This is a genomic window from Chromobacterium indicum, assembly GCF_039708975.1.
Classification (GTDB): Bacteria; Pseudomonadota; Gammaproteobacteria; order Burkholderiales; family Chromobacteriaceae; genus Chromobacterium; species Chromobacterium piscinae.
In genome coordinates this window covers 333,540-357,232 of sequence record NZ_JAYFSJ010000002.1, presented here as the reverse complement: position 1 = coordinate 357,232, position 23,693 = coordinate 333,540, and the positions used below count along the sequence as shown (strand labels likewise).

The following is a 23,693-nucleotide window of genomic DNA, read 5'->3' as shown; positions in this document are numbered from 1 at the left end:
GTTTGCCAAACTGCGGCGGGTTGCTAGTACAGATTCGTTTCAGGCCGCGCTGTCCGCCAGCCTGCGCCTGAGGCCGGCGGCCAACAGGCCGGCCGCTTCGGGGCGGAAGCGGAAGAACAGCTCGGGCTCTATCATTTCCAGCTCCATGACGGCGAGGCGGCCTTGTCCGTCGCGGACCAGATCGACGCGCGCGTACAGCACGTCGAACGGCACCGCGCGCACGGCGGCTTCGGCGAAGGCGATTTCTTCGGCGCTGGCCTGGTGCGGATGCACGCTGCCGCCGTGGTCGTCCTGCACGCGGAAGTCGCCGGGCTTGGGCGTCTTGCGTATCGCGTGGCTGTAGCGGCCGTCCACCACCATCAGCGACAGCTCGCCTTGTTCCAGCACCTGGCGCTGGAAGGGCTGCAGCAGCATCGCTTCGCGCTCGACCAAATCGCCGAACGCGCACTCCAGGCGCAGGCCGTCGCCAGCGTCGAAACGGTAGGTGTGGCGCGCGTTTCCGGACACCGCCGGCTTGAGGATCAGCTCATTCCAGCCGCTGGCGTCGGCCAGTTGCGTCAGGGTGCGCCGCTCGCCTTTTTCAATGTAGAGGGTGGGCACCACGGCCACGCCCTTATTTTGCAGTTCGACGAGGTAGCGCTTGTCCAGATTCCAGCGGATCAGTTCGGCGGCGTTGAACAGCCGGCATTGCCGGGACACGCGGGACAGCCAGGGCGAGAATTCGCCGAGGCGCTCGAAATAGTCCCAAGTGGTGCGGAACAGCAGCGAGCGGGCCTGGCGCCAGTCGAAACCGGCGTCGTCCCAGGCGAGGCGGCAAACCGTCAGGCCGGCGTCGCGCAGCGCGTCCAGCACCAAGCCATCCTCATGATGCACCTGACGGCTGTACCAGTCCTCAGGCTTGTGTTCCAGCTGGCGGCTGTCGGTCAGCACCGAGACGTCGAACAACATGTCTTTATCTCAAAAGAAACGGGCGACTGGCGCCCGTTTGTTTTCGCTTACATGCCGGGCATCATGCCCTTCATGCCTCGCATCATCTTCATCATCCCGCCCTTGGACGAGAACTGCTTCATCATCTTCTGCATCTGCTCGAACTGGTTCAGCAGGCGGTTCACCTCCTGCACCGTGACGCCAGAGCCGGCGGCGATGCGGCGCTTGCGGCTGGCCTTCAGCAGTTCCGGTTTGCGGCGCTCTTCCATGGTCATCGAGTTGATGATGCCTTCGATGCGGCGCATCGACTTCTCGGCCTCGGCGCCCTGGACGCCCTTGGCCATCTCGCCCAGCTGGCCCGGCATCTTTTCCAGCAGGTTGGCCATGCCGCCCATCTTCTTCATCTGCTGCATCTGGGCCTTGAAGTCCTCGAGGTCGAAGCCCTTGCCGGACTTCAACTTCTTGGCCATCGCTTCGGCTTCCTTCTGATCGATGCCCTTCTGGACTTCCTCGATCAGGGACAGCACGTCGCCCATGCCCAGGATGCGGCTGGCTATGCGGTCAGGATGGAAGGGCTCGATGCCGGTGACCTTCTCGCCGACGCCGATGAACTTGATCGGCTTGCCGGTGACGTGGCGCACCGACAGCGCGGCGCCGCCGCGGGAGTCGCCGTCCATCTTGGTCAGCACCACGCCGGTCAGCGGCAGCGCTTCGTTGAAGGCCTTGGCGGTGTTGACCGCGTCCTGGCCCTGCATCGCGTCGACGACGAACAGCGTTTCCACCGGATTGATCGCGGCGTGCAGCGCCTTGATCTCCTCCATCATCGCTTCGTCGATGGCGAGGCGGCCGGCGGTGTCGACCAGCAGCACGTCGAAGAAATGGCGGCGCGCGTGGTCGATCGCGGCGCGGGCGATGTCGACCGGCTTTTGCGACGCCTCGGACGGGAACCATTCGACGCCCACTTGCGAGGCCAGCAGCTTCAGTTGCTCGATGGCGGCCGGACGGTAGACGTCGGCGGACACCACCAGCACCTTCTTCTTCTGGGTTTCCTTCAGCCTTTTGGCCAGCTTGCCGACGGTGGTGGTCTTGCCGGCGCCCTGCAGGCCGGCCATCAGCACGATGGCGGGCGGCACGGCGGCCAGGTCGAGCTCGTCGTTCTTCTCGCCCATCAGCTTGACGAGCTCTTCGTTCACCACGCCTACCAGCGCTTGGCCCGGGGTCAGGCTGCCCATCACGTCCTGGCCCAGCGCGCGCTCTTTCACCTGGGCGATGAAGGTCTTGATGACGGGCAGCGCCACGTCGGCTTCCAAGAGCGCCATGCGCACTTCGCGCATCGCGTCCTGGATGTTGGATTCGGTCAGCCGCGCGTTGCCGCGCAGGGTTTTCATCACGCCGGACAGGCGGCTGGTCAAGTTGTCTAGCATGGTGCTGTCCTTACTCTCTGCCAACGAACGGCAGCTTGGTGTAGACTTTCAAATCCATCGATTTTACCACGAGCCGCCCGGGCCGCGCCCGGATTTGATCACATACCTAATATGACCAGCCTACTGCTCGTTCTGTCCTTGCTCCTGATCCTGTCCTACGGGGCCTTCACTTGGCATTACCTGGCCAACTGGAAAGGCGCGGCGCGCTGGCCGCGCAATCCACGGCTGGAGCACAGCCTGCTGGGGCTGCTGCTGCTGGTGCAGGCCTTCGTCGTCGTGGCGCCGCTGAGTACCAGCGGCGGCCTGTCGCTGGGTGTGGGCCATGCGCTGAGCGTGGTGGTGTGGATCATGCTGCTGATCTACTGGACCTGCAGCTTCTTCTACAAGGTGGAGGGCCTGCAGTTGTTCATGATGCCGCTGGCCATGGCCGCGCTGGCCTTCGCCATCGCCTTCCCGGGCCGGCACATGGTGAGCGACCTGTCCAATCCCGCCTTCGTGATGCACATCCTGGTGTCCATGCTGGCCTACAGCCTGTTCGCGATCGGCGCGTTGATCGCGGTGCTGATGCTGATCCTGGAGCGGGCGCTGCACCACCGGCGGGTGTCGATGCTGGCCAAGCAATTGCCGCCGCTTTTGACGCTGGAAAAGATGATGTTCCAGGTGATCGCCGTCGGTTTCCTGCTGCTGACGCTGACGCTGCTGACCGGCGTCTTGTTCTCCGAGGAAGTGTTCGGCCAGGCCGCCGCGCTGACCCATAAGACGGTGTTCGGCGTGATCTCGTGGCTGATCTTCGCCGGCCTCCTGGTGGGGCGCCGCCTCAAGGGCTGGCGCGGCAAGGTGGCGATACGCTGGGCGCTGGCCGGTTTCCTGTCATTGATGCTGGCATACGTGGGCAGCAAGGTGGTCTTAGAATTGATCCTGCAGCGCGGGTGAGTCCGCTCGCCTCGCGCTGACGCATACCAATACATTTCACGACTGCACTTTCATTAGGAGCTTGCCATGAAGAAGCTGTTCGCTGTCTTTGCCGGTTTGCTGTTGCTGTGCAATCTCGCCTGGGCCGCCGTTAATCTGAACACCGCGACGCCGCAACAACTGGAAGCCTTGAAGGGCATCGGCCCGGCCAAAGCCAAGGCCATTGTCGATTACCGGACCAAAAACGGCCCGTTCAAGACGGTCGACGATCTGAAGAAGGTTTCCGGCATCGGCGACAAGACGCTGGAAAGCCTGCGCAAGGAAGTCACCGTAGGCGGGGCCGCCCCGGCCGCCAAGCCTGCTGCCGCGAACGCGAAGCCGGCAGCTGCCAAGCCCGCCGCCAAGTAAGGGCCTGCCGGCCAGAGCCGGCGCCGCATTTAAACCGCCATGCCGTTCTGGATGGCGGTTTTTCATTTTTCGCGGATTTTTTAATTTGCCGATTTGATTGATGAGGGGAGTTCTTGTTGCTAATTGGCAACAATGTGACAGTTTTGTTGTTTTTGCGCGTCTTCTTGGCACTGTGCAGGCTGTGACAAGTATTTTGTAAACAAGTAGATAGCGCTGTCCTGTTGTTTTTTTGCTGATTTTTACCTGTCATGACGGGGCTGTCTTTGTTTTTTTGCAACGCCAGTCTTATATTGGCTACAGCGATCGACGGAACATACCGTCGGCACATAAATGTCCAGGCAAACGGTTTCGCCGGGAAGCCCACAGGACAAAATCAACTGACTTGAAAGGATTTGCAATGAACAAGAAGCTCATCGCCTTGGCGTTGGCTGCCCTGCCTGCGGCGGCCATGGCCGACGTGACCATCTACGGTCAGATCCGTGGCGGTTACGAATACAACAAAACCTACAACTCCACTCTGAGCAAGGATGCCAATGGCAAGCCGCAAGGCAGCTCCGAGGTCAATGACTGGACGTCGCGCCTGGGCTTCAAGGGCAACGAGGATCTGGGTAATGGCCTGAAAGCGATCTGGCAGGTGGAAAGCGCGATCAGTGTCGATGGCACCAATTCGACCGGTTTTGGCACCCGCGACACCTTCATTGGCCTGGCTGGCGACGGCTGGGGGCAGATTCGCTTGGGCCGGCTGTCCAACTATCCGAACATGGATATGGAACAGGTGGATCCGGGCTATTACAGCACTCAGAGCGTAGGCGGCCTTGGCATGTTCACTCGCCTCGATACCCGCGTGAATAACGCCATTCGCTATGACAGTCCCAACTGGTCTGGCTTCAGCTATATGGCGTTGTGGGGCGCTGACGAAAATAGGAACATTGCAACTGATGGCTCTGGCACTCGTACCAACAACCAACTGATCAACATTGGTTTGAGCTACGAGAACTCCGGTTACTTTGCCAAGTACAGCTTCGTCAACCAGGGCGATTCCAACAAAGTGGGCGCGGGCTTGAAGGATTGGCATCGTCTGGAAGCTGGTTACAATGCCAACAATATTTATGCCGCGTTTGGTTATCAGCAAGTTCGCGGTTATGTAGGCGGAGTGGCCGGAGCGTATTCAGACCAGACGGGGGTGTTGTATAACGTCAAGGCGTTGAATGCCAGTGGCGCGTCGCTTGGTTCTACTCAGGCGGTTAAGACCAAGGAACTGGCTTTGACTGGCGGTTATACCTTTGGCGCGTTTACTCCGTACCTGAGTTATGCCAAGGGGTATGACCTCAGCGTCGGCGGCAATACCGTGTCCAAATCTGGTTATGACCAGTTTGTGCTGGGTCTGGACTATGCGCTGTCCAAGCGCACCGATGTTTACACCTCTTATGGTCACGTGAACTGGAAGGCTGATAACCTGACGAGCGAAAGCTCCTTCGGCCTGGGCCTGATCCACCGCTTCTAACAAACGGTATTCTTTTCCTCTGAAAAAGGGCTGCCTCGGCAGCCCTTTTTTTGTCCGGTCAACTAGAGAGCCTGATGGACAGGGATTTGCCAGTTCGATTCGCATATAATACCGTCACAGCCTATACCTGATCACGACCGCAAGGTTCGAACCGGATCGATTTCGCTTATGGAAGCTACCGCAGGGATTTCAGGCCTGGGCAGGGCCCTGGTCCAGCACAATATGCTGTTGCAGCAGGATGCGGACGCCATTTCGAAACAGGCGATCACTTCCCATCTCAGCTTTGTCGAGCAACTGATCCAGAGCAAGAAGATGGCCGCGCGCGACATCGCGATGTTTTCATCCAGAGTGTTCGGTTACCCGCTGCTGGATCTGGCTTCGCTGGATACCGACCAACTACCCAAGGGGCTGGTGGACGACGAGGTGATCGCCAGCCGCCGGCTGCTGCCGTTGCTCAAGCGCGGCAATAAGCTTTACATCGGCACTTCCGATCCCACCCAGACATCCGCCTACCACGCGATCACTTTCAAGACCGGCCTGACGGTAGAAGTGGTCGTGGTGGAAGAAGACAAGCTGTCCAAGCTGATCGGACGATATCAGGACAATTCGACTTCGGCGTTGAAAGAGCTGGAGAGCGAGGATTTCGGCGATCTGGAGTTCGCCGATCCCGAGGCGCAACTCGACAGCGGTCCTCAGACCGAGGTCGACGACGCGCCGGTGGTGAAGTTCATCCACAAGATGTTGCTGGATGCGATAGGCCTTGGCGCGTCCGACATTCACTTCGAGCCATACGAGAAGTACTACCGCATCCGCTACCGGGTGGATGGCGTGTTGAAGGAGGTGGCGCAGCCGCCATTGCTGCTGAAGGAAAAGATCGCCTCCCGCATCAAGGTGATTTCCAGGCTGGATATTTCGGAAAAGCGGCTGCCTCAGGATGGCCGGCTGAAGCTGGTGATTTCCAAGACCCGGGCGATAGATTTCCGCGTCAGCACCTTGCCCACCTTGTTCGGCGAGAAAATCGTGATGCGTATCCTGGATTCGTCGGCGGCCTCGCTGGACATCGAGCAGCTGGGCTTCGAGCCGGAGCAAAAAACGCATCTGTTGAGGGCGATAGCCCGGCCCTACGGCATGGTGCTGGTGACCGGCCCTACCGGCAGCGGCAAGACCGTATCGCTTTACACTTGTCTGAACATTTTGAACAAGCCGGACACTAATATCTCCACTGCGGAGGATCCGGTGGAAATCAACCTGCCCGGCATCAATCAGGTCAATGTCAACGAAAAGGCGGGCTTGACCTTCGCCTCGGCGTTGAAAGCTTTTCTGCGACAAGATCCTGACGTGATCATGGTGGGCGAGATTCGCGATTTCGAGACCGCCGACATCGCGATCAAGGCCGCGCAGACCGGCCACATGGTGTTCTCGACGCTGCATACCAACGACGCGCCGTCCACCTTGACGCGGATGCTGAACATGGGCGTGGCGCCGTTCAACATCGCCAGTTCGGTGTTGCTGATCATGGCGCAGCGCTTGGCGCGCAAACTATGCAGCCATTGCAAGCAGCCGGTGGAGATTCCCGAGGAGGCGCTGCTGCGCGCGGGTTTCTTGAAGGAGGAGTTGGCCGGCGGCTGGCACCCCTACGGGCCGGTTGGCTGCGAGGAGTGCAGGAACACCGGCTACAGGGGGCGCGTCGGGATTTTCGAAGTGATGCCGATCAGCGATGCGATGATGCGGCTGATCATGAAGAACGGCACTGCGGTGGACATCTCCGATCTGGCCAAGGAGGAGGGCATGGTCGATCTGCGCCGCGCCGGCCTGCTGAAGGTGATTGCCGGCATGACCTCGCTGGCCGAGGTCGAGGCGGTGACCAACGATTGAACGGCGACCCACGGCGTTAATTAAAGGAAATGGGGCGATGGCGACCACGGCGGCCAAGAAAGCGAATCCAGGCTATATCTGGGAATGGGAAGGCAAGGACAAGTCCGGCAAGATGATACGGGGCGAACTGCGCGCCGAGTCCGAGACTGTCGCCAAGACCCAGCTGCGGCGGCAGGGCATCAATGTCGCCAAGATCCGTCGCCGTCGCAGCGGTTTCGGCAAGAGAATCACCGAGAAAGACATCACGCTGTTCGCCCGCCAGTTGTCGACGATGATGCGGGCTGGCGTGCCGCTATTGCAGGCTTTCGACATCGCGGCCAAAGGGCACGGCAATCCGGCGGTGACGCGGATGCTGCTGGAGGTGAGGGCGGATGTCGAAACCGGCATGTCGCTGGCGGAGTCGTTCCGCAAGCGCCCGCTGTATTTCGACAAGCTGTTCTGCAACATCATCGCTGCCGGTGAGGCGGGAGGCGTGCTGGACACGCTGTTGGACAAACTGGCCACCTACAAGGAAAAGGTGATGGCCATCAAGTCCAAGATCAAATCGGCGATGATCTATCCCTCGGCCATCGTCGGCACCGCCTTCATCATTACCGCGGTGATCATGATTTACGTGATCCCGGCGTTCAAGGACCTGTTTTCCAGCTTCGGCGCCAATTTGCCGGCGCCGACGTTGTTCGTGATCTGGCTGTCCGATCAATTCGTCCATTTTTGGTGGCTGATCTTCGGCACCCTGTTCGGCGCGATTTTCGCTTTTTTCTACGCGTTCAAGCGCACGCCCAAGATGCAGGAGCAGATGGACCGCATCCTGCTGCGGCTGCCGGTGATCGGCGACATCATACGCAAGGCCACCATCGCGCGCTGGGCGCGCACGTTGTCGACGCTGTTCTCCGCTGGCGTGCCGCTGGTGGAGGCGCTGGACTCGGTCGGTGGTGCCGCGGGCAACCAGGTTTATGCGGAGGCGACGCGACGCATCCAAGCTGACGTCAACACCGGCTCCAGCCTCAGTTACTCAATGCAGCGTTCCGATCTGTTTCCCAATATGGTGCTGCAGATGACCTCGATCGGCGAGGAGTCCGGCTCGCTGGACCAGATGCTGGACAAGGTGGCCGACTTTTACGAGGAAGAAGTGGATAATGCGGTGGCCGCGTTGTCCAGCCTGCTGGAGCCGGCGATCATGGTGATTTTGGGTATATTAATAGGCGGGCTGGTGATCGCGATGTACATGCCGATTTTCAAGATGGGCCAGGTGGTGGGTTGATGCTGGACGACATGACATGGTTGTTGGCCACCCATCCTGCCTGGTTGACCGGCGCGGCGCTGCTGTTGGGCTTGATGGTGGGCAGTTTTCTGAATGTGGTGATCCATCGCCTGCCCAAGATGCTGGAGCGGGAGTTTTTAGCGGATAGCGTCGAATACCTCGCCGAAGGCGACGCGTCGTCCGCGCTGCGGCTGGCCGCCCAGCAGGCCAGGAATGAGCTGGACGATGGGAAGGGCTACAATTTGTGGCGGCCCGCCTCGCATTGCCCGGCTTGCCATGCGCCGGTGCGGCCCTGGCACAATGTGCCGCTGCTGAGCTTTCTGTTGTTGCGCGGCCGTTGCGGCGATTGCGAAGCGGGCATCGCCTGGCGCTACCCGCTGGTGGAGCTGCTGAGCGGCGCATTGTTCGGCTTTCTGGCTTGGAAGCTGGGCTGGGGCTGGCCTCTGGCCGGCGCTTTGGCGTTGACGGCTTGTCTGCTGGCATTGGCTTTCATCGACTTCGACACCAAGCTGTTGCCGGACAGCCTGACCTTGCCGTTGCTGTGGGGCGGCCTGCTGTTCAACCTGCAGACAGGGCTGGTGCCGCTGAGCGACGCGGTGTGGGGCGCGGTATTCGGTTATCTGTCGCTGTGGCTGGTGTTCCACGGATTCCGGCTGCTGACCGGCAAAGAAGGTTTCGGCTACGGCGATTTCAAGTTGCTGGCGGCGCTGGGCGCATGGCTGGGCTGGAGCATGTTGCCGCTGATCATCCTGTTGTCGTCGCTGGTGGGCGCGTTGTTCGGTGTCGCGCTGATGGCGGCTTCCAAAGTCCGGGGCGGGCAGCAGATTCCCTTTGGCCCCTATCTGGCGGCGGCAGGCTGGATCGCGCTGGTGTGGGGGCCGCAGATCATGAATGGATATTTGGCATGGCTATCCCGGTAGTGGGATTGACCGGGGGAATAGGCTCCGGCAAGAGCGCGGCGGCGGATCGCTTCGCCGAACTGGGCGTGCCGGTGGTGGACACGGACCAAATCGCCCATCTGCTGACCGGGCCTGGCGGCGCGGCGATGGCGGCTATCGAGCGCGCGTTTGGCCCGTCGGCGCTGGCCGGCGATGGTTCGCTGGACCGCGCGGCGATGCGGGCGAGAGTGTTCGCGGATCCAGAGGAGCGGCATAGGCTGGAGGCCATCCTGCATCCGGCCATCTACGCGGAAAGCTTGAGCCGGCTTGAGGACGCTGTCGGGGATTACGCGGTGCTGGTGGTGCCGCTGCTGTTTGAAAGCAACCGTTATCTGCCCTTGCTGGCGCGGACGCTGGCGGTGGATTGCCGCGAAGAGGTCCAGGTGGAACGGGTGATGCGGCGCAACGGATTGAGCGCGGAGGCGGTGCGTGCGATCATGGCCGCGCAACTGCCGCGCGAGCAGAGGCTGAGCCGCGCCGACGATGTCATCGACAATAGCGGCGGCTTGGCAGAATTGAGGCTTCAAGTTGATGCCAAACACAGTTATTATCTGGCAAATCTTGTCAAAGCATTGTTATAAGGCTTGCTGCAAGCCGTGGAGAAGGGCAGATCTGCCGTGATCAGTTTCGAATTTCCTGTCACCGAGCGCACCCGTATTCTGCTCCGTCTGGAGTATCTGTACGGGCGGTTGGCCTACTTTATCGGCAAGGATCACCCGCATGATCATCACGCCGCGCTGCAGGTTCTGTTCGAGCTGATGGAGACGGCGTCCCGCGCCGACCTGAAGGCCGACCTGCTGCAGGAGCTGGAGCGGCAGAAGCAGATGTTGGAAGCCTTGCGCGACAATCCCAATGTGGCGGAGGAAACGCTGGAAGGCGTGCTGGAGGAGATCGAGCGCGCGTCGTCGCAGCTGCTGGCGCTGACCGGCAAGTTCGGGCAGAACCTGCGCGAGAACGAGTGGCTGATGGCGATCAAGCAGCGCGCCGGCATTCCCGGCGGCACCTGCCAGTTCGACTTGCCGTCCTACCATCTGTGGCAGCAGCGCTCCGCCGAAGTCCGGCGCCAGGATCTGCGCCGTTGGGCCGCGCCGCTGATGCCTACCGCCGACGCCGCCGAAATCCTGCTGCACCTGCTGCGCGACAGCGGCAAGACCTATCATTACGTTGCCCGCAAGGGCGCGTTCCAGCAGATGTCCGGCGGCAAGGTGGTGCAGCTGATCCAGGTCGCCTACGACGATAATCTGGAACTGCTGCCCGAGCTGTCCGCCAACAAGTACGCGCTCAACATCCGCTTCGTCAACGCAGTGACCGGCGAGACCCGGCCGCGGCAGACCGAGCAGGATGTCGAGTTCCAACTGACCAATTGCAAGTTTTGAGCATCATGTCCGAATCCGTACGCATCGTCGCCTGTCCCACCTGCAAAGCCGAAGTGCGCTGGGAGCCGCAGAGCCGTTACCGCCCGTTCTGCAGCGAACGCTGCCGCCTGATCGATCTGGGGCAGTGGGCCAGCGAGACTTACCGGGTACCGGCGGAGGAGGACTCTCCGCCCGGAGAAGCGCCGCCGACGCACTGAAGCGCGCAGGCAAACGAAAAACCGCCAGGCCAAGCAGCCCGGCGGTTTTGTTTTGGCGGCTGGCCGTTCAGGCGCGAGCGGCCAGCGCGGCGCCGGAGGCGAAATAGCGTTTGACGCCGCTGAAGATGGCATTGGCCATCTGCTGCTGAAACTCGGCGGTGATCAGCCGCTGCTCTTCTTCCGGATTGGAGATGAAGGCGGTTTCCACCAGAATGGACGGAATGTCCGGCGCTTTCAGCACCGCGAAGCCCGCTTGCTCCACCGCGTTCTTGTGCAGCTTGTTCAGGCCGCCCAGCTGGCCCAGCACGGTTTTGCCCAGCTTCAGGCTGTCGTTGATGGTGGCGGTCTGGGTCAGATCCAGCAGCGTGTGCGCCAGATACTTGTCCTTGCTGCCGATCTTGACGCCGCCGACCAGGTCGGAATTGTTCTCGGTCTGCGCCAGCGCCTTGGCGAAGGCGCTGGTGGCGCCTTTCTCGGACAGCGCGAACACCGAGGAGCCGCGCGCGGCGCGGTTGGGCGCGGCGTCGGCGTGGATGGAGACGAACAGGTCTGCATTCAGCTTGCGCGCCTTGGCCACGCGCACGCCCAGCGGGATGAACACGTCGTCGCTGCGCGTCATGTAGGCGCGCATATTGGACTCGGCGTCGATCAGCTGTTTCAGCTGATGGCCTATCTTCAGCACCACGTCTTTTTCGCGATTGCCTTGCAGGCCGATGGCGCCGGGGTCTTCGCCGCCGTGGCCGGGGTCCAGCATCACCACGATGGGGCGGTCGCTGTTCTTGGCCTTGGGCTTGATCTGCGCAGGGGGCTGTTCCATCTTGCCCTTGTTGTAGTCCTGCAGCAGCGCGAGTAGCGGATCGTCTTGCTGGCCGCTGGCCGGATACAGGTCCACCACCAGCCGGTGCTGGTATTCGGCCACCGGCGCCAGCGCGAAGGCCTGTGGTTTGACGTCGGTCTTCAGATCCAGTACCAGGCGCACCGTATCCGGGTCGAACTGGCCGGCGCGGGCGGTGCGGATATAAGGATCGGCGGCGGCGATCTGGCCGCTGATGTCCTTCAGCACGCCGTTCAGCTGCACGCCTTGCAGATCGATCACCAGCCGGTTCGGATTGGCCAGCGTGAACTGCTTGTATTGGATGGCGGCGCTGGACTCCAGCGTGATGCGGGTGTAAGTGGACGACGGCCAGATGCGCAAGGCGACGATCTGGCTGCCGGCCGCCCAGCCTTTTCGGCTGACGGCGATCAGAAAGGTGGCTGCCGCTGCGCCTAGCAGCGTGCGGCGTTTGGGGTCGAAAGTCGAATCAGGCATGACTGTCCGGTTTGGCTCAGGGCTTGAAAGTGATAGGTGCGACCGTCTCCGGCGACGGCAAGTTCCAGCACGATGTCGGGCGCGGGCGCGAGTCCGCGGGCCTTGTCCGGCCACTCCACCAAGCATAGGCTGTCTTGTCCGAAATATTCGCTGAAGCCGGCGTCGTTCCATTCTTCGGGATCGGCGAAGCGGTACAGGTCGAAGTGATGGACACTATATTCAGGTAAGGCGTAGCTTTCCACCAGGGTGTAGGTGGGACTTTTCACCTTGCCGCGGTGGCCCAGCGCCGCCAGCAGGCCGCGGGTGAACGTGGTCTTGCCCGCGCCCAGATCGCCCAGCAGGTGGACGGTCAGGCCGGGTTCTGCGGCGGCGGCGAAGGCTGCGCCCAGCGCCAGGGTCGCGCTCTCGTCGGGCAGGCCGCCGCTTTGAACGCTGGTATCATCCATCGCCATGACTGAGAATCCTCCTCAAAAACCGGATTATCCCGAATTGTCGCGCCAAATCAAAGCCTGGGCGCGCGAAGCCGGTTTCGCCGACGCCCGCGTCACGCGCGCGGCGCTGCCGCCGGAGGCGGAACAACGGCTGGAAGCCTGGCTGGCGGCAGGCCATCACGGCGAGATGGACTATATGGCCCGGCATGGCGCGATGCGCGTGCGGCCGGCCGAACTGGTGCCCGGCACGCTGTCGGTGATTTCGCTGCGGATGAACTACTGGCCGGGGGGCGAGTCCGCCGAGCAGGTGCTGGCGGACCCGTCGCGCGCCTACCTGTCGCGTTACGCGTTGGGGCGCGACTATCACAAGGTGCTGCGCAACCGGCTGCAGAAGCTGGCCGAGCGCATAGAAGGCGCGGTCGGATCGTTCGGCTACCGGGTGTTCACCGACAGCGCGCCGCTGGCCGAGGTGGCGCTGGCGTCCCAGGCCGGCCTGGGGTGGCGCGGCAAGCACACGCTGTTGCTGACCAAGCGCCAGGGCTCGCTGTTTTTTCTGGGCGAGATCCTGACCGACCTGCCGCTGCCGCCGGATGAGGCCGAAGACGGCCATTGCGGCCGCTGCACGCGCTGTCTGGATGTCTGTCCCACCGGCGCCATCATCGAACCCTACACGGTGGACGCGCGCCGCTGCATTTCCTATCTGACCATCGAATTGAAGGGCCCGATTCCGGAACCGCTGCGGCCCTTGATCGGCAACCGGGTGTACGGCTGCGACGATTGCCAGCTGTTCTGTCCGTGGAATCGTTTCGGCGCTTTAACAGCAGAAGCTGATTTTGCGGTGCGTCATGGTCTGGATGGCGCCAGTCTGGTAGAACTGTTCGACTGGAGCGCGGACGAGTTCCGCGAGCGGATGGCCGGCAGTCCGATCTACCGCATCGGCTACCACAAATGGCTGTCCAATCTGGCGGTGGGCCTGGGCAACGCGCCGACCACGCCGGAAGTGGTGGCCGCGTTGCGCCGGCGGCTGGATTTTCCCGATGAGCTGGTGGCCGAGCCGGTGCGCTGGGCGCTGGCCCGGCACGGCCAGTCCTGTTGATTTCAATTGCGGGACGGCGCGATCACCAGCGATTCCCCTTCCAGCACCACCTTGTCGCCGACGCGGCATTGCGTGGAGAGGCGCACCCGTTTCTTTTCCGGGATCAGCTCTTCTACGGTGACGCGGGTGATGACGGTTTCGCCGATGCGCACCGGCGCCTTGAAGCGGGTGGATTGAGACAGGTAGACGGTGCCGTAGCCGGGGAGGCGGGTGCCGATCACGCCGGAGATCAGGCTGGCGGTCAGCATGCCGTGGGCGATGCGGGTCTCGAATGGGGTGGTGGAGGCGTAGGTCTGGTCCAGATGCACTGGATTGTTGTCGCCGCTGACGGCGGAGAACAGAAGCACATCGGCCTCTGTGATGGTTTTGCCGGTTTCGGCGCTGGCGCCGACGGCCAGATCCTCGAAATAGACGGTCATGACAACTCCCTGCGAGATTTATGACGGGGAAATGTTGCAGTGCATTGTGACAGCTTTGGCCTGAAATGCAAACCGCAGGGAAATGACGTACTATCGACGCCGAGTTGCATTTTCACCACGCGCCGCGCCGGCGCGTACAAACCAAACGCTCGTTTGAATTTTGCTTGGGGCATAATCAGGCTCTGCTGGCCGTCGTTGCCTTCCGCGTTCGATTAACCCACAGAAGTTTGCTGGAGGAATATGAAAGTTCTAGTCGCAGTGAAACGCGTTGTCGATTACAACGTGAAAGTCCGCGTCAAAGCCGACGGCAGCGACGTTGATATCGCCAATGTCAAGATGTCGATGAACCCTTTCGACGAGATCGCCGTGGAAGAGGCGGTGCGTCTGAAGGAAGCCGGCAAAGTGAGCGAGATCATCGCCGTGTCCATGGGCGTCAAGCAGTGCGAGGAAACCCTGCGCACCGCGCTGGCGATGGGCGCCGACCGCGCCATCCTGGTGGAGACCGATGTCGAGCTGCAGCCGCTGGCCGTGGCCAAGCTGCTGAAGGCCGTCGCCGACAAGGAACAGCCGCAGCTGGTGATCCTGGGCAAGCAGGCGATCGACGACGACGCCAACCAGACCGGCCAGATGACTTCCGCGCTGCTGGGCTGGTCTCAGGGCACGTTCGCCTCCAAGGTGGACCTGGCGGCCGAGACCGTGGATGTGATCCGCGAGATCGACGGCGGCCTGGAGACCGTCAAGCTGCGCCTGCCGGCCGTGGTCACCGCCGACCTGCGCCTGAACGAGCCTCGCTTCATCAAGCTGCCCAACATCATGGCCGCCAAGAAGAAGCCGCTGGACAAGACCACGCCGGCCGACCTGGGCGTCGACGCCGCTCCGCGCCTGAAGACGCTGAAAGTGGCCGAACCGGCCAAGCGTTCCGCCGGCATCAAGGTGGCCAATGCCGCCGAACTGGTCGCCAAACTCAAGAACGAAGCAAAGGTGCTGTAAGACATGGCTATTCTCGTTATCGCTGAACACGACAACCAGAGCCTGAAGACAGGCACCCTGAACACCATCACCGCCGCAGCCAAGCTGGGCGAAGTGCACGTGCTGGTGGCCGGCCACAACGCCGCCGCAGCAGCCGACGCCGCCAAGAGCGTGGCCGGCGTGGCCAAGGTGCTGCTGGCCGACGCCGCCCACTACGCGCATGGCCTGGCCGAAAGCCTGTCCGCGCTGGTCGTAGGCCTGGCCAAGGGCTACAGCCATGTGCTGGCTCCGGCCTCGTCCTTCGGCAAGAACCTGCTGCCGCGCGTCGCCGCGTTGCTGGACGTCGCCCAGATTTCCGAAATCGTCGCCATCGAATCCGCCGACACCTTCGTGCGTCCGGTCTACGCCGGCAATGTGCTGGCCACCGTGCAGTCGGCCGACGCGATCAAGGTGATCACCGTGCGCACCACCGCCTTCGACGCGGCGGGCCAGGGCGGTTCGGCCGCGGTGGAAACCATCGCCGCCGGCGCAGACAGCCAGTTGTCAGCCTTCGTCGGCCAGGAGCTGACCAAGTCCGACCGTCCGGAGCTGGGCTCGGCCAAGGTCATCGTGTCCGGCGGCCGCGCGCTGGGTTCGGAAGAGCAGTTCAAGGCCGTGATCGGCCCGCTGGCCGACAAGCTGTCCGCCGCCGTCGGCGCCTCGCGCGCCGCGGTGGACGCCGGCTACGCGCCGAACGACTACCAGGTCGGCCAGACCGGCAAGGTGGTGGCGCCGCAGCTGTACTTCGCCGTCGGCATCTCCGGCGCGATCCAGCACCTGGCGGGCATGAAGGATTCCAAGGTGATCGTTGCGATCAACAAGGACGAGGAGGCCCCGATCTTCCAGGTGGCCGACTACGGCATCGTCGGCGACCTGTTCGCCGTGGTGCCGGAACTGATCGCCGAACTGTCGAAGTAAGCGACAGCCGGGGGCGCGGCCGCAAGCGCCCCCGACCGAGCAGGCAGCATAGCCGCCGGAACCAACAACAGCAGCCGGCGCCCTATCAGGGAGCGCCGGTTTTTTTTATGGCCCGCGGCGCGGGCCGACGCGAGAGAAGCAGAGGAGAAGCGCGATGATTTATCACGCCCCAATCAAAGACATCCGATTTGCATTGAACGAGCTGGCCGATCTGGCGGCGATCTGCGGGCTGCCGGGCTACGGCGAGTGCTCGGTGGAGCTCACCGACGCGGTGCTGGAAGAGGGCGCCAAGTTCGCCGAGGGCGTGCTGGCGCCGATCAACAAGCAGGGCGACCAGGGCGCCAAGTGGAAGGACGGCGAAGTGACCGCCGCGCCGGGCTTCAAGGATGCCTGGCGGCAGTACGTCGAATCGGGCTGGGTGGGCCTGCGCGCGCCGGAGGAATATGGCGGCCAGGGCATGCCGGCGCTGGTGGCGGCGGCGGTGGAGGAAATGTGGTGTTCGTCCAACCTGGCGTTCTCGCTGGCGCCGCTGCTGACGCTGGGCGCGGTTGAGGCCATCCATCATCACGCATCGGATGAGCTGAAGAGCGTCTATCTGCCGATGATGGCCAGCGGCCAGTGGACCGGCACCATGAACCTGACCGAGCCGCAGGCCGGCTCCGACCTGGCCCAAGTGCGCTCCAGGGCGACGCCGGCCGCCGACGGCAGCTATCGCGTAAGCGGCCAGAAGATCTTCATCACCTGGGGCGAGCACGACATGGCCGAGAACATCGTCCACCTGGTGCTGGCGCGCCTGCCGGACGCGCCGGCCGGGGTGAAGGGCATCTCGCTGTTCATCGTGCCCAAGTTTCTGGTGCAAGCCGACGGCTCGCTCGGCGCGCGCAACGACGTGCGCTGCGTGTCGCTGGAGCACAAGCTGGGCATCCACGGCAGCCCGACCGCGGTGATGAGCTTCGGCGACAACGACGGCGCGGTCGGCTACCTGGTCGGCGAGCCGAACAAAGGGCTGAACTACATGTTCACCATGATGAACCACGCTCGCTTGGGCGTGGGCATCGAAGGCGTGGCGGTGTCCGAGCGCGCCTACCAGAAGGCGGTGGAATACGCGCGCGATCGGGTGCAGAGCCGCGCGGTCGGTTCGCCCGACCCGGCCGGCGTGGCCATCATCCGGCACCCGGACGTGCGCCGCATGCTGATGACGATGCGCGCCCAGATCGAAGCGCAGCGCGCGCTGACCTTCTACGCCGCGGCCGCGCTGGACCGCGCCGCGCGCCATCCGGTGGCGGACGAGGCCGCCCGCAACCAAGCGCTGCTGAATTTCCTGATTCCCATCGTCAAGGGCTGGAACACCGAGCAGGCCAACGAGATCACCAGCCTGGCCATCCAGGTGCACGGCGGCATGGGCTACATCGAGGAGACCGGCGTCGCCCAGTACTACCGCGACGCCCGCATCACCGCCATCTACGAAGGCACCACCGGCATCCAGGCGCTGGACCTGATCGGCCGCAAGACGGCGATGGATCAGGGCGCGATCGCCCGCGCGCTGCTGGCCGAGGCGCAGTCGACGGCGAACAAGCTGCAGGCCGCGGGGTTCGATTCCGCCGCCGGCAACCTCTCCGCGGCGATCGCCGACGCCGAACGCTGTGTCGCCTTCATTCTGGAAACCTTCGGCGCCCAGCCGCAACTGGCCGCCGCCGGTTCGGTGCCGTTCCTGAAGCTGATGGGCATCGTGCTGGGCGGCTGGCAGCTGGGCCGCGCTGCGCTGATCGCCAAGGAAAAGCTGCAGGACGCCGATGCGGACAGCGATTTCCTGAACGCCAAGATCATCACCGCGCGCTTCTTCGCCGAGCACTTGCTGCCGCAGGTTTCCGGTCTGGCGGCGGCGATTCTGAATGGCGCCGATAGCGCGCTGGCGCTGGATGACAGCCAGTTTTGACCAGCTAGATCCGATATGCCGACGCCGCGGCCTCGCCGCGGCGTTTTTTTATGCGAAAATGCCGAAAGTTTGCTTTTTACCGATGTAAATTTCTTGTTTTGATGCGATGAGAATCAAGCGGCAAGCGAGTCGGCTGTAAATATTAACGATGACTAAATTTTCATCTGTCATCAAATATTCAGGCAACCTATTGCAAAATCGTGCTCTTGCTGCTTAATCTAGCGTGCCTGCTGTGACAGTCGCTCAGCAAATTTACGATACGGAAGGCCGATGGTTTCAGGGGACAAGACAATCATGCGCCGCAAGCTGGACTTCAGCCGCTGGCGGCTGCCGGGCCGGCAGTGGCACAAGGCCCTGCCCGCCGCGGCGCTGGGACTGGCCGCTTTCTGGCTGGGCCAGCAGTTGAGCGCGCTGCTCGCGCCTTCCGCGCCCGGCTACCGCGATCTGGCGCCGGCCCAGCCGCAGGCCGCCGCGGCCGCGGCCGCGCAGGGGCATTGGTTCGGCGAGGCGCCACAGCAGCCGGTGGCGGCTTTGCCGCCAGTCCGGCTGTTGGGCGTGTACGCGCCCAGCCGCGACGGTGTGCAGGGCTTCGCCATCATCGACAGCAACGGCCACCCCGAGCCGCTGTTGCAGGGCAAGCAGACGCCCGACGGCTGGGAGCTGGTCAAGGTCGCGCCCAATGGCGTCACCCTGCGCTCAGGCGGCAACGAGCAGTTCGTTCCGCTGCAGCGCCAGAGCGGCGGAGGCGACATGCAGCAATCCGCGCCGTCGCAGCCTCCCGCGATGCAGCCAGCCCAGCCCATGCCCGGCGCCGTACCCATTCCGATTCCGGGCCAAAACGCCGTACCCGATGCCCAGCCTCAACCCGCGGTGGATCCTGCCGCGATGATTCGCCAATAAGAGAGTGCAATGCGAATTTCCAAGCTCGTCGCCGCCCTGGCCCTGGTTTACAGTTGCAATCTGCTCGCCGCGCCGCAAAACGATACGGTCATGCTCAACTTCGTCAATGCCGACATCGAAACCGTGGTCAAGGCGATAGGCGAGATCAGCGGCAAGAACTTCATCATCGATCCGCGCGTCAAGGGCACGGTCAACATCGTTTCCAGCCGGCCGGTGCCGCGCGCGCTGTCCTACCAGGTGCTGTTGTCGTCGCTGCGCCTGCAGGGATTTTCCGCGGTGGAGGGCAACGGCGTGATCAAGATCGTGCCGGAGGCGGACGCCAAGCTGCACGCCAAGGCGAGCAAGAGCATTCCGCGCGGCGACGGCGACCGGCTGATCACCAAGGTGTTCGCGCTGAAAAACAGCAACGCCAACCAGCTGGTGCCGGTGATACGGCCGCTGGTGTCGCCCAACAACACGGTGGCGGCCTATCCGCAGTCCAACGCGCTGATCGTCACCGACTACGCGGACAACATCCAGCGCATCGAATCCATCATCGAATCGGTGGAGTCGGCGGCGGCGGGCGACACCGTGGTGATGCCGGTGCTGTTCGGCTCAGCGGTGGAGCTGGCCAATTCGCTGAACAAGCTGATGCAGGAAGGCGGCGCCGACGGCGGCAAGACTACCATCCTGGCCGACGCGCGCGCCAATGTGCTGATGGTGCGCGCCGATACCCCGGGCAAGATCGGCAAGGTCAAGAGCCTGCTCAAGGTGCTGGACCAGCCCAGCCAGGCCGGCTCCAACGTCCGCGTGGTCTACCTGAAGAACGCCCAGGCGTCCGAGGTGGCCAAGACGCTGCGCCTGCTGCTGGCCAGCGAGGGCAGCCCGGTGCAGACGCGCAGCACGATCAATACCGCAACGTCTACCGGGGGCAGCGCGAGCCTGATGCCTTCCTCCACCGGTGCCGGCAGCGGCAGCGGCGCTTCGGCCCAGAATCCGGTGTCGTCGCCGGACGCGGGAGCGGCCGCGGCGGCCTCCTCGTCCTCCTCTTCCGCGCCGTCCGGCGCCGGCATCGGCACGATGATCCAGGCCGACAGCAACAGCAACGCGCTGATCCTCAACGTGCCGGATCCGATGTATCAGAATCTGCGCAACGTGATCGACCTGCTGGACAAGCGCCGGGCCCAGGTTTATGTCGAAGCGCTGGTGATGGAGGTGACCGCCAGCCGCACCACCAAGATCGGCGTGCAGTGGGCGGCGAATGTGCATGGCAACGGCCTGATCGGCAACAGCCTGCCCAGTCCTTCCCCGTCCATCGTGCCGGGAAGCGGCGGCGCGACGCCGACTTCGCCGTTGTCGGGTCTGGTCAACAGCCTGACCGGCGGTGGTTTGACCGCCGCCATCATCAACACCATCACCGTGGGCGGGCAGCAGATTCCGACGCTTGGTCTGCTGGCCCAGGCCTTGGAGCAGGAGGCGCAAGGCAATCTGGTGGCCAGCCCTCAACTGGTGACGATGGACAACGAGGAGGCCAAGATCGTGATCGGCCAAGAGATCGGAGTGCCGACCGCCACTTATCCAGCCGGAACCAATGGCACCTCCAACGCGCCTTACAGTACCTATGACCGCAAGACGGTGGGCTTCGGCCTGAAGATCACGCCGCAGATCTCCGAAGGCGGCACCATCCGGATGAAGATCAGCCAGGCGGCCGACTCCATCGACCAGACCACGCTGAGTGCGGCCGCGGGCCCCACCTTCAACCGCCGCACGCTGGACACGGTGGTGACAGTCGGCGACGGCGGCCTGGTGGCGCTGGGAGGGTTGACCCAGGAAACCACGAGCAATGCCGAGGACAAGGTGCCGCTGCTGGGCGACATCCCGGTCATCGGCAACCTGTTCAAGTACCAGGGCAAGGAGCGCAAGAAGACCAACCTGATGATCTTCATCCGCCCCACCATCATCCGCGACGAGATCGGCAACCGCGCGGTGGCCGGCGAGCGCTACGGCTACGTGATGGACGACGCGACGCGGAATGCGGGACGCAAGCTGCCGCTGAGCCTGAACGATCAGCTGAAGGCGCCGGCGGCCGGCAGCATCCACGGCGCGTTGAACGCGCTGGATGCGCTGAACAAGTCGGAAGACAACGCCAAGGCCAAGCAATGATGCAAGCCAAGTTCGCGACGCTGCTGCCCTTTCCCTTCGCCCGCGCCAACGGGGTCATCCTGCTGGACGGCGAGGTCGGCCGGGTGCTGCTGCTGCGCGAGGACGCCAAGCCGGCGGCCTGGGCCGAGGCGCTGCGGGTGCACGGCGGCGAGCTGTCGGGCGTGGAGACGCTGACGGCCTCCCAATTCGAGAAGCGCCTGTCCGAGCACTACGCCAGCCGCGACGGCGCGGCGGCGGAGATGGTGGACGACATCGGGCAGGACATGGACCTGAACCAGATGGTCGAGTCCTTGCCGACGGTGGAGGACCTGCTGGAAAGCGAGGGCGACGCGCCCATCATCCGCATGATCAACGCGCTGCTCACCCAGGCGCTGCGCGACGGCGCGTCCGACATCCACATCGAGGCCTTCGAGGATCGATCCACCGTGCGCTTCCGTCTGGACGGCACGCTGCGCGATGTGGTCAGTCCGCACCGCGCGCTGCACGCGGCGATGGTGTCGCGGATCAAGATCATGGCCAACCTCGACATCGCCGAGAAGCGCATTCCGCAGGATGGCCGCATCTCGCTGCGCTTGGGCGGGCGGCCGGTGGACGTGCGGGTGTCGACGCTGCCCACCAGCCACGGCGAGCGCGTGGTGCTGCGTCTCTTGGACAAGGAAAACGCCAAGCTGGACCTGGCCACGCTGGGCATGGCCGCCGACACGCTGGCCTCGGTGGACACCTTGATCCGCCAGCCGCACGGCATCCTGCTGGTCACCGGCCCCACCGGTTCCGGCAAGACCACCACGCTGTACGCGGCGCTGTCGCGGCTGGATTCGGCCCACACCAACATCATGACAGTGGAAGACCCGGTGGAGTACCACCTGGACGGCGTCGGCCAGACCCAGGTCAACGCGCGCATCGACATGACCTTCGCCAAGGCGCTGCGCGCGATCCTGCGCCAGGACCCGGACGTGGTGATGATAGGCGAGATCCGCGACCTGGAAACCGCGCAGATCGCGGTGCAGGCGTCGCTGACCGGCCACCTGGTGCTGGCCACGCTGCACACCAACGACGCCGCCAGCGCGGTGACCCGCCTCACCGACATGGGCGTCGAGCCCTTCCTGCTGGCTTCCAGCCTGCTGGGCGTGATGGCGCAGCGGCTGGTGCGGCGCGTCTGCCCGCAATGCAAGGCGCCGCATCCGGTGCCGCTGGACGACGCGCCGGAGACGGTGCATTACCGTCCGGTCGGTTGCCCGGCCTGCAGCCAGTCCGGCTACAAGGGCCGTTATGGCATCTATGAGCTGATGCTGATCGACGACACCATGCAGCGGCTGATCCACGACCGCGCCTCCGAACATCGGCTGCGCGACCACGCCAGCCGCCACGGCATGCGCAGCCTGCGCGACGATGGCATGCGCTGGGTCAAGGCCGGCGAGACCAGCCTGGAAGAAATCCTGCGGGTGACGAGGAGCTGATGGCGGCCTTCAAGTACACCGCCTACGACGCGGCGGGCAAGGAGCAGAGCGGCCTGTTGGAGGCGGATTCCGCCCGCGCGGCGCGCGGGCAGCTCAGGGAGCGCGGCCTGCTGCCGGTGACGGTGGACAGCGTCAACGCCAAGACCGGCGGCGCCGGCAGCAATGTGCTGCGCCGCGGCCTGCCGCGCGCCGAGCTGGTGATGATCACCGAGCAGCTGTCGACGCTGCTCAACGCCGGCCTGACGCTGGAAAAGGCGTTGACCGCCGTCACCGAGCAATCGGAAAACGCCCGCAGCCGCACCGTGCTGGCGGCCCTGCGCAGCGACATTCTGGAGGGCAAGGGCTTCGCCCAGGCGCTGTCGTCGGCGCCCGGGGTGTTCTCGCCGCTGTACCGCTCACTGGTGCAGGCCGGCGAGCAGTCCGGCCATCTGGACATGGTGATGTCGCGGCTGGCGGAATACCTGGACAAACGGCAGAACACCCAGCAGAAAGTGACGCTGGCGCTGGCCTATCCGGCGGTGGTGACGCTGGTCGCCATCCTGGTGGTGGGCGGCCTGATGAGTTACGTGGTGCCGCAGGTGGTCAGTGTGTTCGCCCAGACCAAGCAGACCTTGCCTTTCCTGACCCGCGCGCTGGTGGCCTGCAGCGATTTCCTGCGCCAGTGGGGCGTGGTCATGCTGATCGGCATTGTCGCGGCGGCATTCCTGATCGTCCGCGCCTTGCGCGCGCCGGCGCTGAAGCGGCGTTTCCACGCCCGGGTGCTGAAGCTGCCGGTGTTCGGCCGGCTGTTCCGCGCGCTGAACACCGCGCGGATGGCCAGCACCCTGTCCATCCTGGTCGGCTCCGGCGTGCCGTTGCTGACCGCGCTGGAAACCGCGCGCGGCCTGATGACCATGCTGCCGATGCAGGACGCGGTGGCCGACGCGATGGCCAAGGTGCGCGAGGGCGTGTCGCTGTCGCGCGCGCTGAACGCCACCCGCCAGTTTCCGCCGGTATTGATCCACCTGATTTCCAGCGGCGAGGCCAGCGGCACGCTGTCCCACATGCTGGACCGCGCCGCCCAGCAGCAGGAGCAGGAGGTGGAGCGCAAGCTGGCCACCTTCACCACGCTGATGGAGCCGCTGCTGATTCTGGTGATGGGCGGCATGGTGCTGCTGATCGTGCTGGCCATCATGATGCCGATCATCGACATGAACCAGATGGTGCATTGAGCGTTCGCATGGATAGAGAATGGGCCCGCCGCGGCGGGTGCAAT

The 23,693-nt window shown here is 63.8% G+C and carries 22 protein-coding genes; 17 read left to right on the top strand and 5 right to left on the bottom strand.

Going from position 1 to position 23,693, the window contains the following annotated elements; genetic code table 11:
* Positions 1–39 precede the first annotated feature (39 nt).
* Both VA599_RS04360 and ffh read right to left on the bottom strand, forming a co-directional pair.
* On the bottom strand, positions 40–948 hold the full coding sequence (locus VA599_RS04360; protein ID WP_346787754.1) for an ATP-grasp domain-containing protein: 909 nt from the start codon (positions 946–948) through the stop codon (positions 40–42).
* A gap of 47 nt (positions 949–995) precedes the next feature.
* Complete coding sequence (gene ffh, locus VA599_RS04355) at positions 996–2,351, bottom strand: signal recognition particle protein (protein WP_021479147.1); 1,356 nt, start codon at positions 2,349–2,351, stop codon at positions 996–998.
* Positions 2,352–2,462: 111 nt separating this feature from the next.
* On the opposite strand from ffh, the gene VA599_RS04350 reads away from it, so the two are divergent.
* The 9 genes from VA599_RS04350 (at position 2,463) to yacG (ending at position 10,822) form a co-directional block, all read left to right on the top strand.
* Entirely contained in the window at positions 2,463–3,284 is an 822-nt protein-coding gene (locus tag VA599_RS04350) for a cytochrome C assembly family protein (protein WP_021479148.1), read from the top strand.
* A 66-nt stretch (positions 3,285–3,350) separates the two neighbouring features.
* Positions 3,351–3,671 carry a ComEA family DNA-binding protein gene (locus VA599_RS04345; protein WP_021479149.1) on the top strand — a complete coding sequence of 107 codons (321 nt, stop codon included), beginning with the start codon at positions 3,351–3,353 and terminating at the stop codon, positions 3,669–3,671.
* A gap of 397 nt (positions 3,672–4,068) precedes the next feature.
* Positions 4,069–5,175 carry a porin gene (locus VA599_RS04340; RefSeq protein WP_346787753.1) on the top strand — a complete coding sequence of 369 codons (1,107 nt, stop codon included), beginning with the start codon at positions 4,069–4,071 and terminating at the stop codon, positions 5,173–5,175.
* 168 nt (positions 5,176–5,343) lie between these two features.
* Positions 5,344–7,050: a type IV-A pilus assembly ATPase PilB gene (pilB, locus tag VA599_RS04335; RefSeq protein WP_346787752.1), complete on the top strand. Its 1,707-nt coding sequence runs from the start codon at positions 5,344–5,346 to the stop codon at positions 7,048–7,050.
* Between the two features lie 37 nt (positions 7,051–7,087).
* On the top strand, positions 7,088–8,311 hold the full coding sequence (locus VA599_RS04330; protein WP_346787751.1) for a type II secretion system F family protein: 1,224 nt from the start codon (positions 7,088–7,090) through the stop codon (positions 8,309–8,311).
* 11 nt (positions 8,312–8,322) lie between these two features.
* Entirely contained in the window at positions 8,323–9,231 is a 909-nt protein-coding gene (locus VA599_RS04325) for a prepilin peptidase (RefSeq protein ID WP_200862109.1), read from the top strand.
* Positions 9,216–9,830 carry a dephospho-CoA kinase gene (coaE, locus tag VA599_RS04320; protein WP_021479154.1) on the top strand — a complete coding sequence of 205 codons (615 nt, stop codon included), beginning with the start codon at positions 9,216–9,218 and terminating at the stop codon, positions 9,828–9,830. The genes VA599_RS04325 and coaE overlap by 16 nt, the downstream gene beginning before the upstream one ends.
* Positions 9,831–9,866: 36 nt before the next feature.
* Positions 9,867–10,625, top strand: coding sequence for a cell division protein ZapD (zapD, locus tag VA599_RS04315; RefSeq protein ID WP_031297029.1), 759 nt, complete (start codon positions 9,867–9,869; stop codon positions 10,623–10,625).
* Positions 10,626–10,630: 5 nt separating this feature from the next.
* Positions 10,631–10,822, top strand: coding sequence for a DNA gyrase inhibitor YacG (gene yacG, locus VA599_RS04310; RefSeq protein ID WP_031297030.1), 192 nt, complete (start codon positions 10,631–10,633; stop codon positions 10,820–10,822).
* A gap of 67 nt (positions 10,823–10,889) precedes the next feature.
* On the opposite strand, the gene VA599_RS04305 is transcribed toward yacG, so the two are convergent.
* Both VA599_RS04305 and tsaE read right to left on the bottom strand, forming a co-directional pair.
* Entirely contained in the window at positions 10,890–12,131 is a 1,242-nt protein-coding gene (locus tag VA599_RS04305; RefSeq protein WP_104945277.1) for an N-acetylmuramoyl-L-alanine amidase, read from the bottom strand.
* Positions 12,089–12,583 (bottom strand): tRNA (adenosine(37)-N6)-threonylcarbamoyltransferase complex ATPase subunit type 1 TsaE, encoded by a 495-nt coding sequence (tsaE, locus tag VA599_RS04300; protein ID WP_021479158.1) that lies wholly within the window; start codon positions 12,581–12,583, stop codon positions 12,089–12,091. The genes VA599_RS04305 and tsaE overlap by 43 nt, the downstream gene beginning before the upstream one ends.
* A 37-nt stretch (positions 12,584–12,620) precedes the next feature.
* Between tsaE and queG the strand changes: the two genes are divergently transcribed.
* On the top strand, positions 12,621–13,658 hold the full coding sequence (queG, locus tag VA599_RS04295) for a tRNA epoxyqueuosine(34) reductase QueG (RefSeq protein ID WP_346787748.1): 1,038 nt from the start codon (positions 12,621–12,623) through the stop codon (positions 13,656–13,658).
* A 2-nt stretch (positions 13,659–13,660) separates the two neighbouring features.
* Here the strand turns inward: queG and VA599_RS04290 are convergent, their stop codons facing one another.
* Positions 13,661–14,077 (bottom strand): MaoC family dehydratase, encoded by a 417-nt coding sequence (locus VA599_RS04290; RefSeq protein ID WP_021479160.1) that lies wholly within the window; start codon positions 14,075–14,077, stop codon positions 13,661–13,663.
* A gap of 240 nt (positions 14,078–14,317) precedes the next feature.
* Between VA599_RS04290 and VA599_RS04285 the strand changes: the two genes are divergently transcribed.
* The 7 genes from VA599_RS04285 to gspF all read left to right on the top strand — a co-directional run bounded on the left by VA599_RS04285 (position 14,318) and on the right by gspF (position 23,649).
* Positions 14,318–15,067, top strand: coding sequence for an electron transfer flavoprotein subunit beta/FixA family protein (locus VA599_RS04285; protein ID WP_021479161.1), 750 nt, complete (start codon positions 14,318–14,320; stop codon positions 15,065–15,067).
* Positions 15,068–15,070: 3 nt separating this feature from the next.
* A complete protein-coding gene (locus tag VA599_RS04280) occupies positions 15,071–16,003 on the top strand; it encodes an electron transfer flavoprotein subunit alpha/FixB family protein (RefSeq protein WP_021479162.1) in 933 nt (310 codons plus the stop codon).
* Positions 16,004–16,157: 154 nt separating this feature from the next.
* A complete protein-coding gene (locus VA599_RS04275) occupies positions 16,158–17,939 on the top strand; it encodes an acyl-CoA dehydrogenase (RefSeq protein WP_346787746.1) in 1,782 nt (593 codons plus the stop codon).
* Positions 17,940–18,233: 294 nt separating this feature from the next.
* A complete protein-coding gene (locus VA599_RS04270; protein WP_346787745.1) occupies positions 18,234–18,839 on the top strand; it encodes a type II secretion system protein N in 606 nt (201 codons plus the stop codon).
* Between the two features lie 9 nt (positions 18,840–18,848).
* Complete coding sequence (gene gspD, locus VA599_RS04265; protein WP_346787744.1) at positions 18,849–20,981, top strand: type II secretion system secretin GspD; 2,133 nt, start codon at positions 18,849–18,851, stop codon at positions 20,979–20,981.
* On the top strand, positions 20,978–22,438 hold the full coding sequence (gspE, locus tag VA599_RS04260; RefSeq protein WP_166439750.1) for a type II secretion system ATPase GspE: 1,461 nt from the start codon (positions 20,978–20,980) through the stop codon (positions 22,436–22,438). The genes gspD and gspE overlap by 4 nt, the downstream gene beginning before the upstream one ends.
* The gene (gene gspF, locus VA599_RS04255) at positions 22,438–23,649 is read left to right on the top strand and encodes a type II secretion system inner membrane protein GspF (RefSeq protein WP_046155574.1); all 1,212 of its coding nucleotides are present in this window, start codon (positions 22,438–22,440) and stop codon (positions 23,647–23,649) included. Before gspE ends, gspF begins: the two co-directional genes overlap by 1 nt.
* The last annotated feature ends 44 nt before the right edge of the window (positions 23,650–23,693 follow it).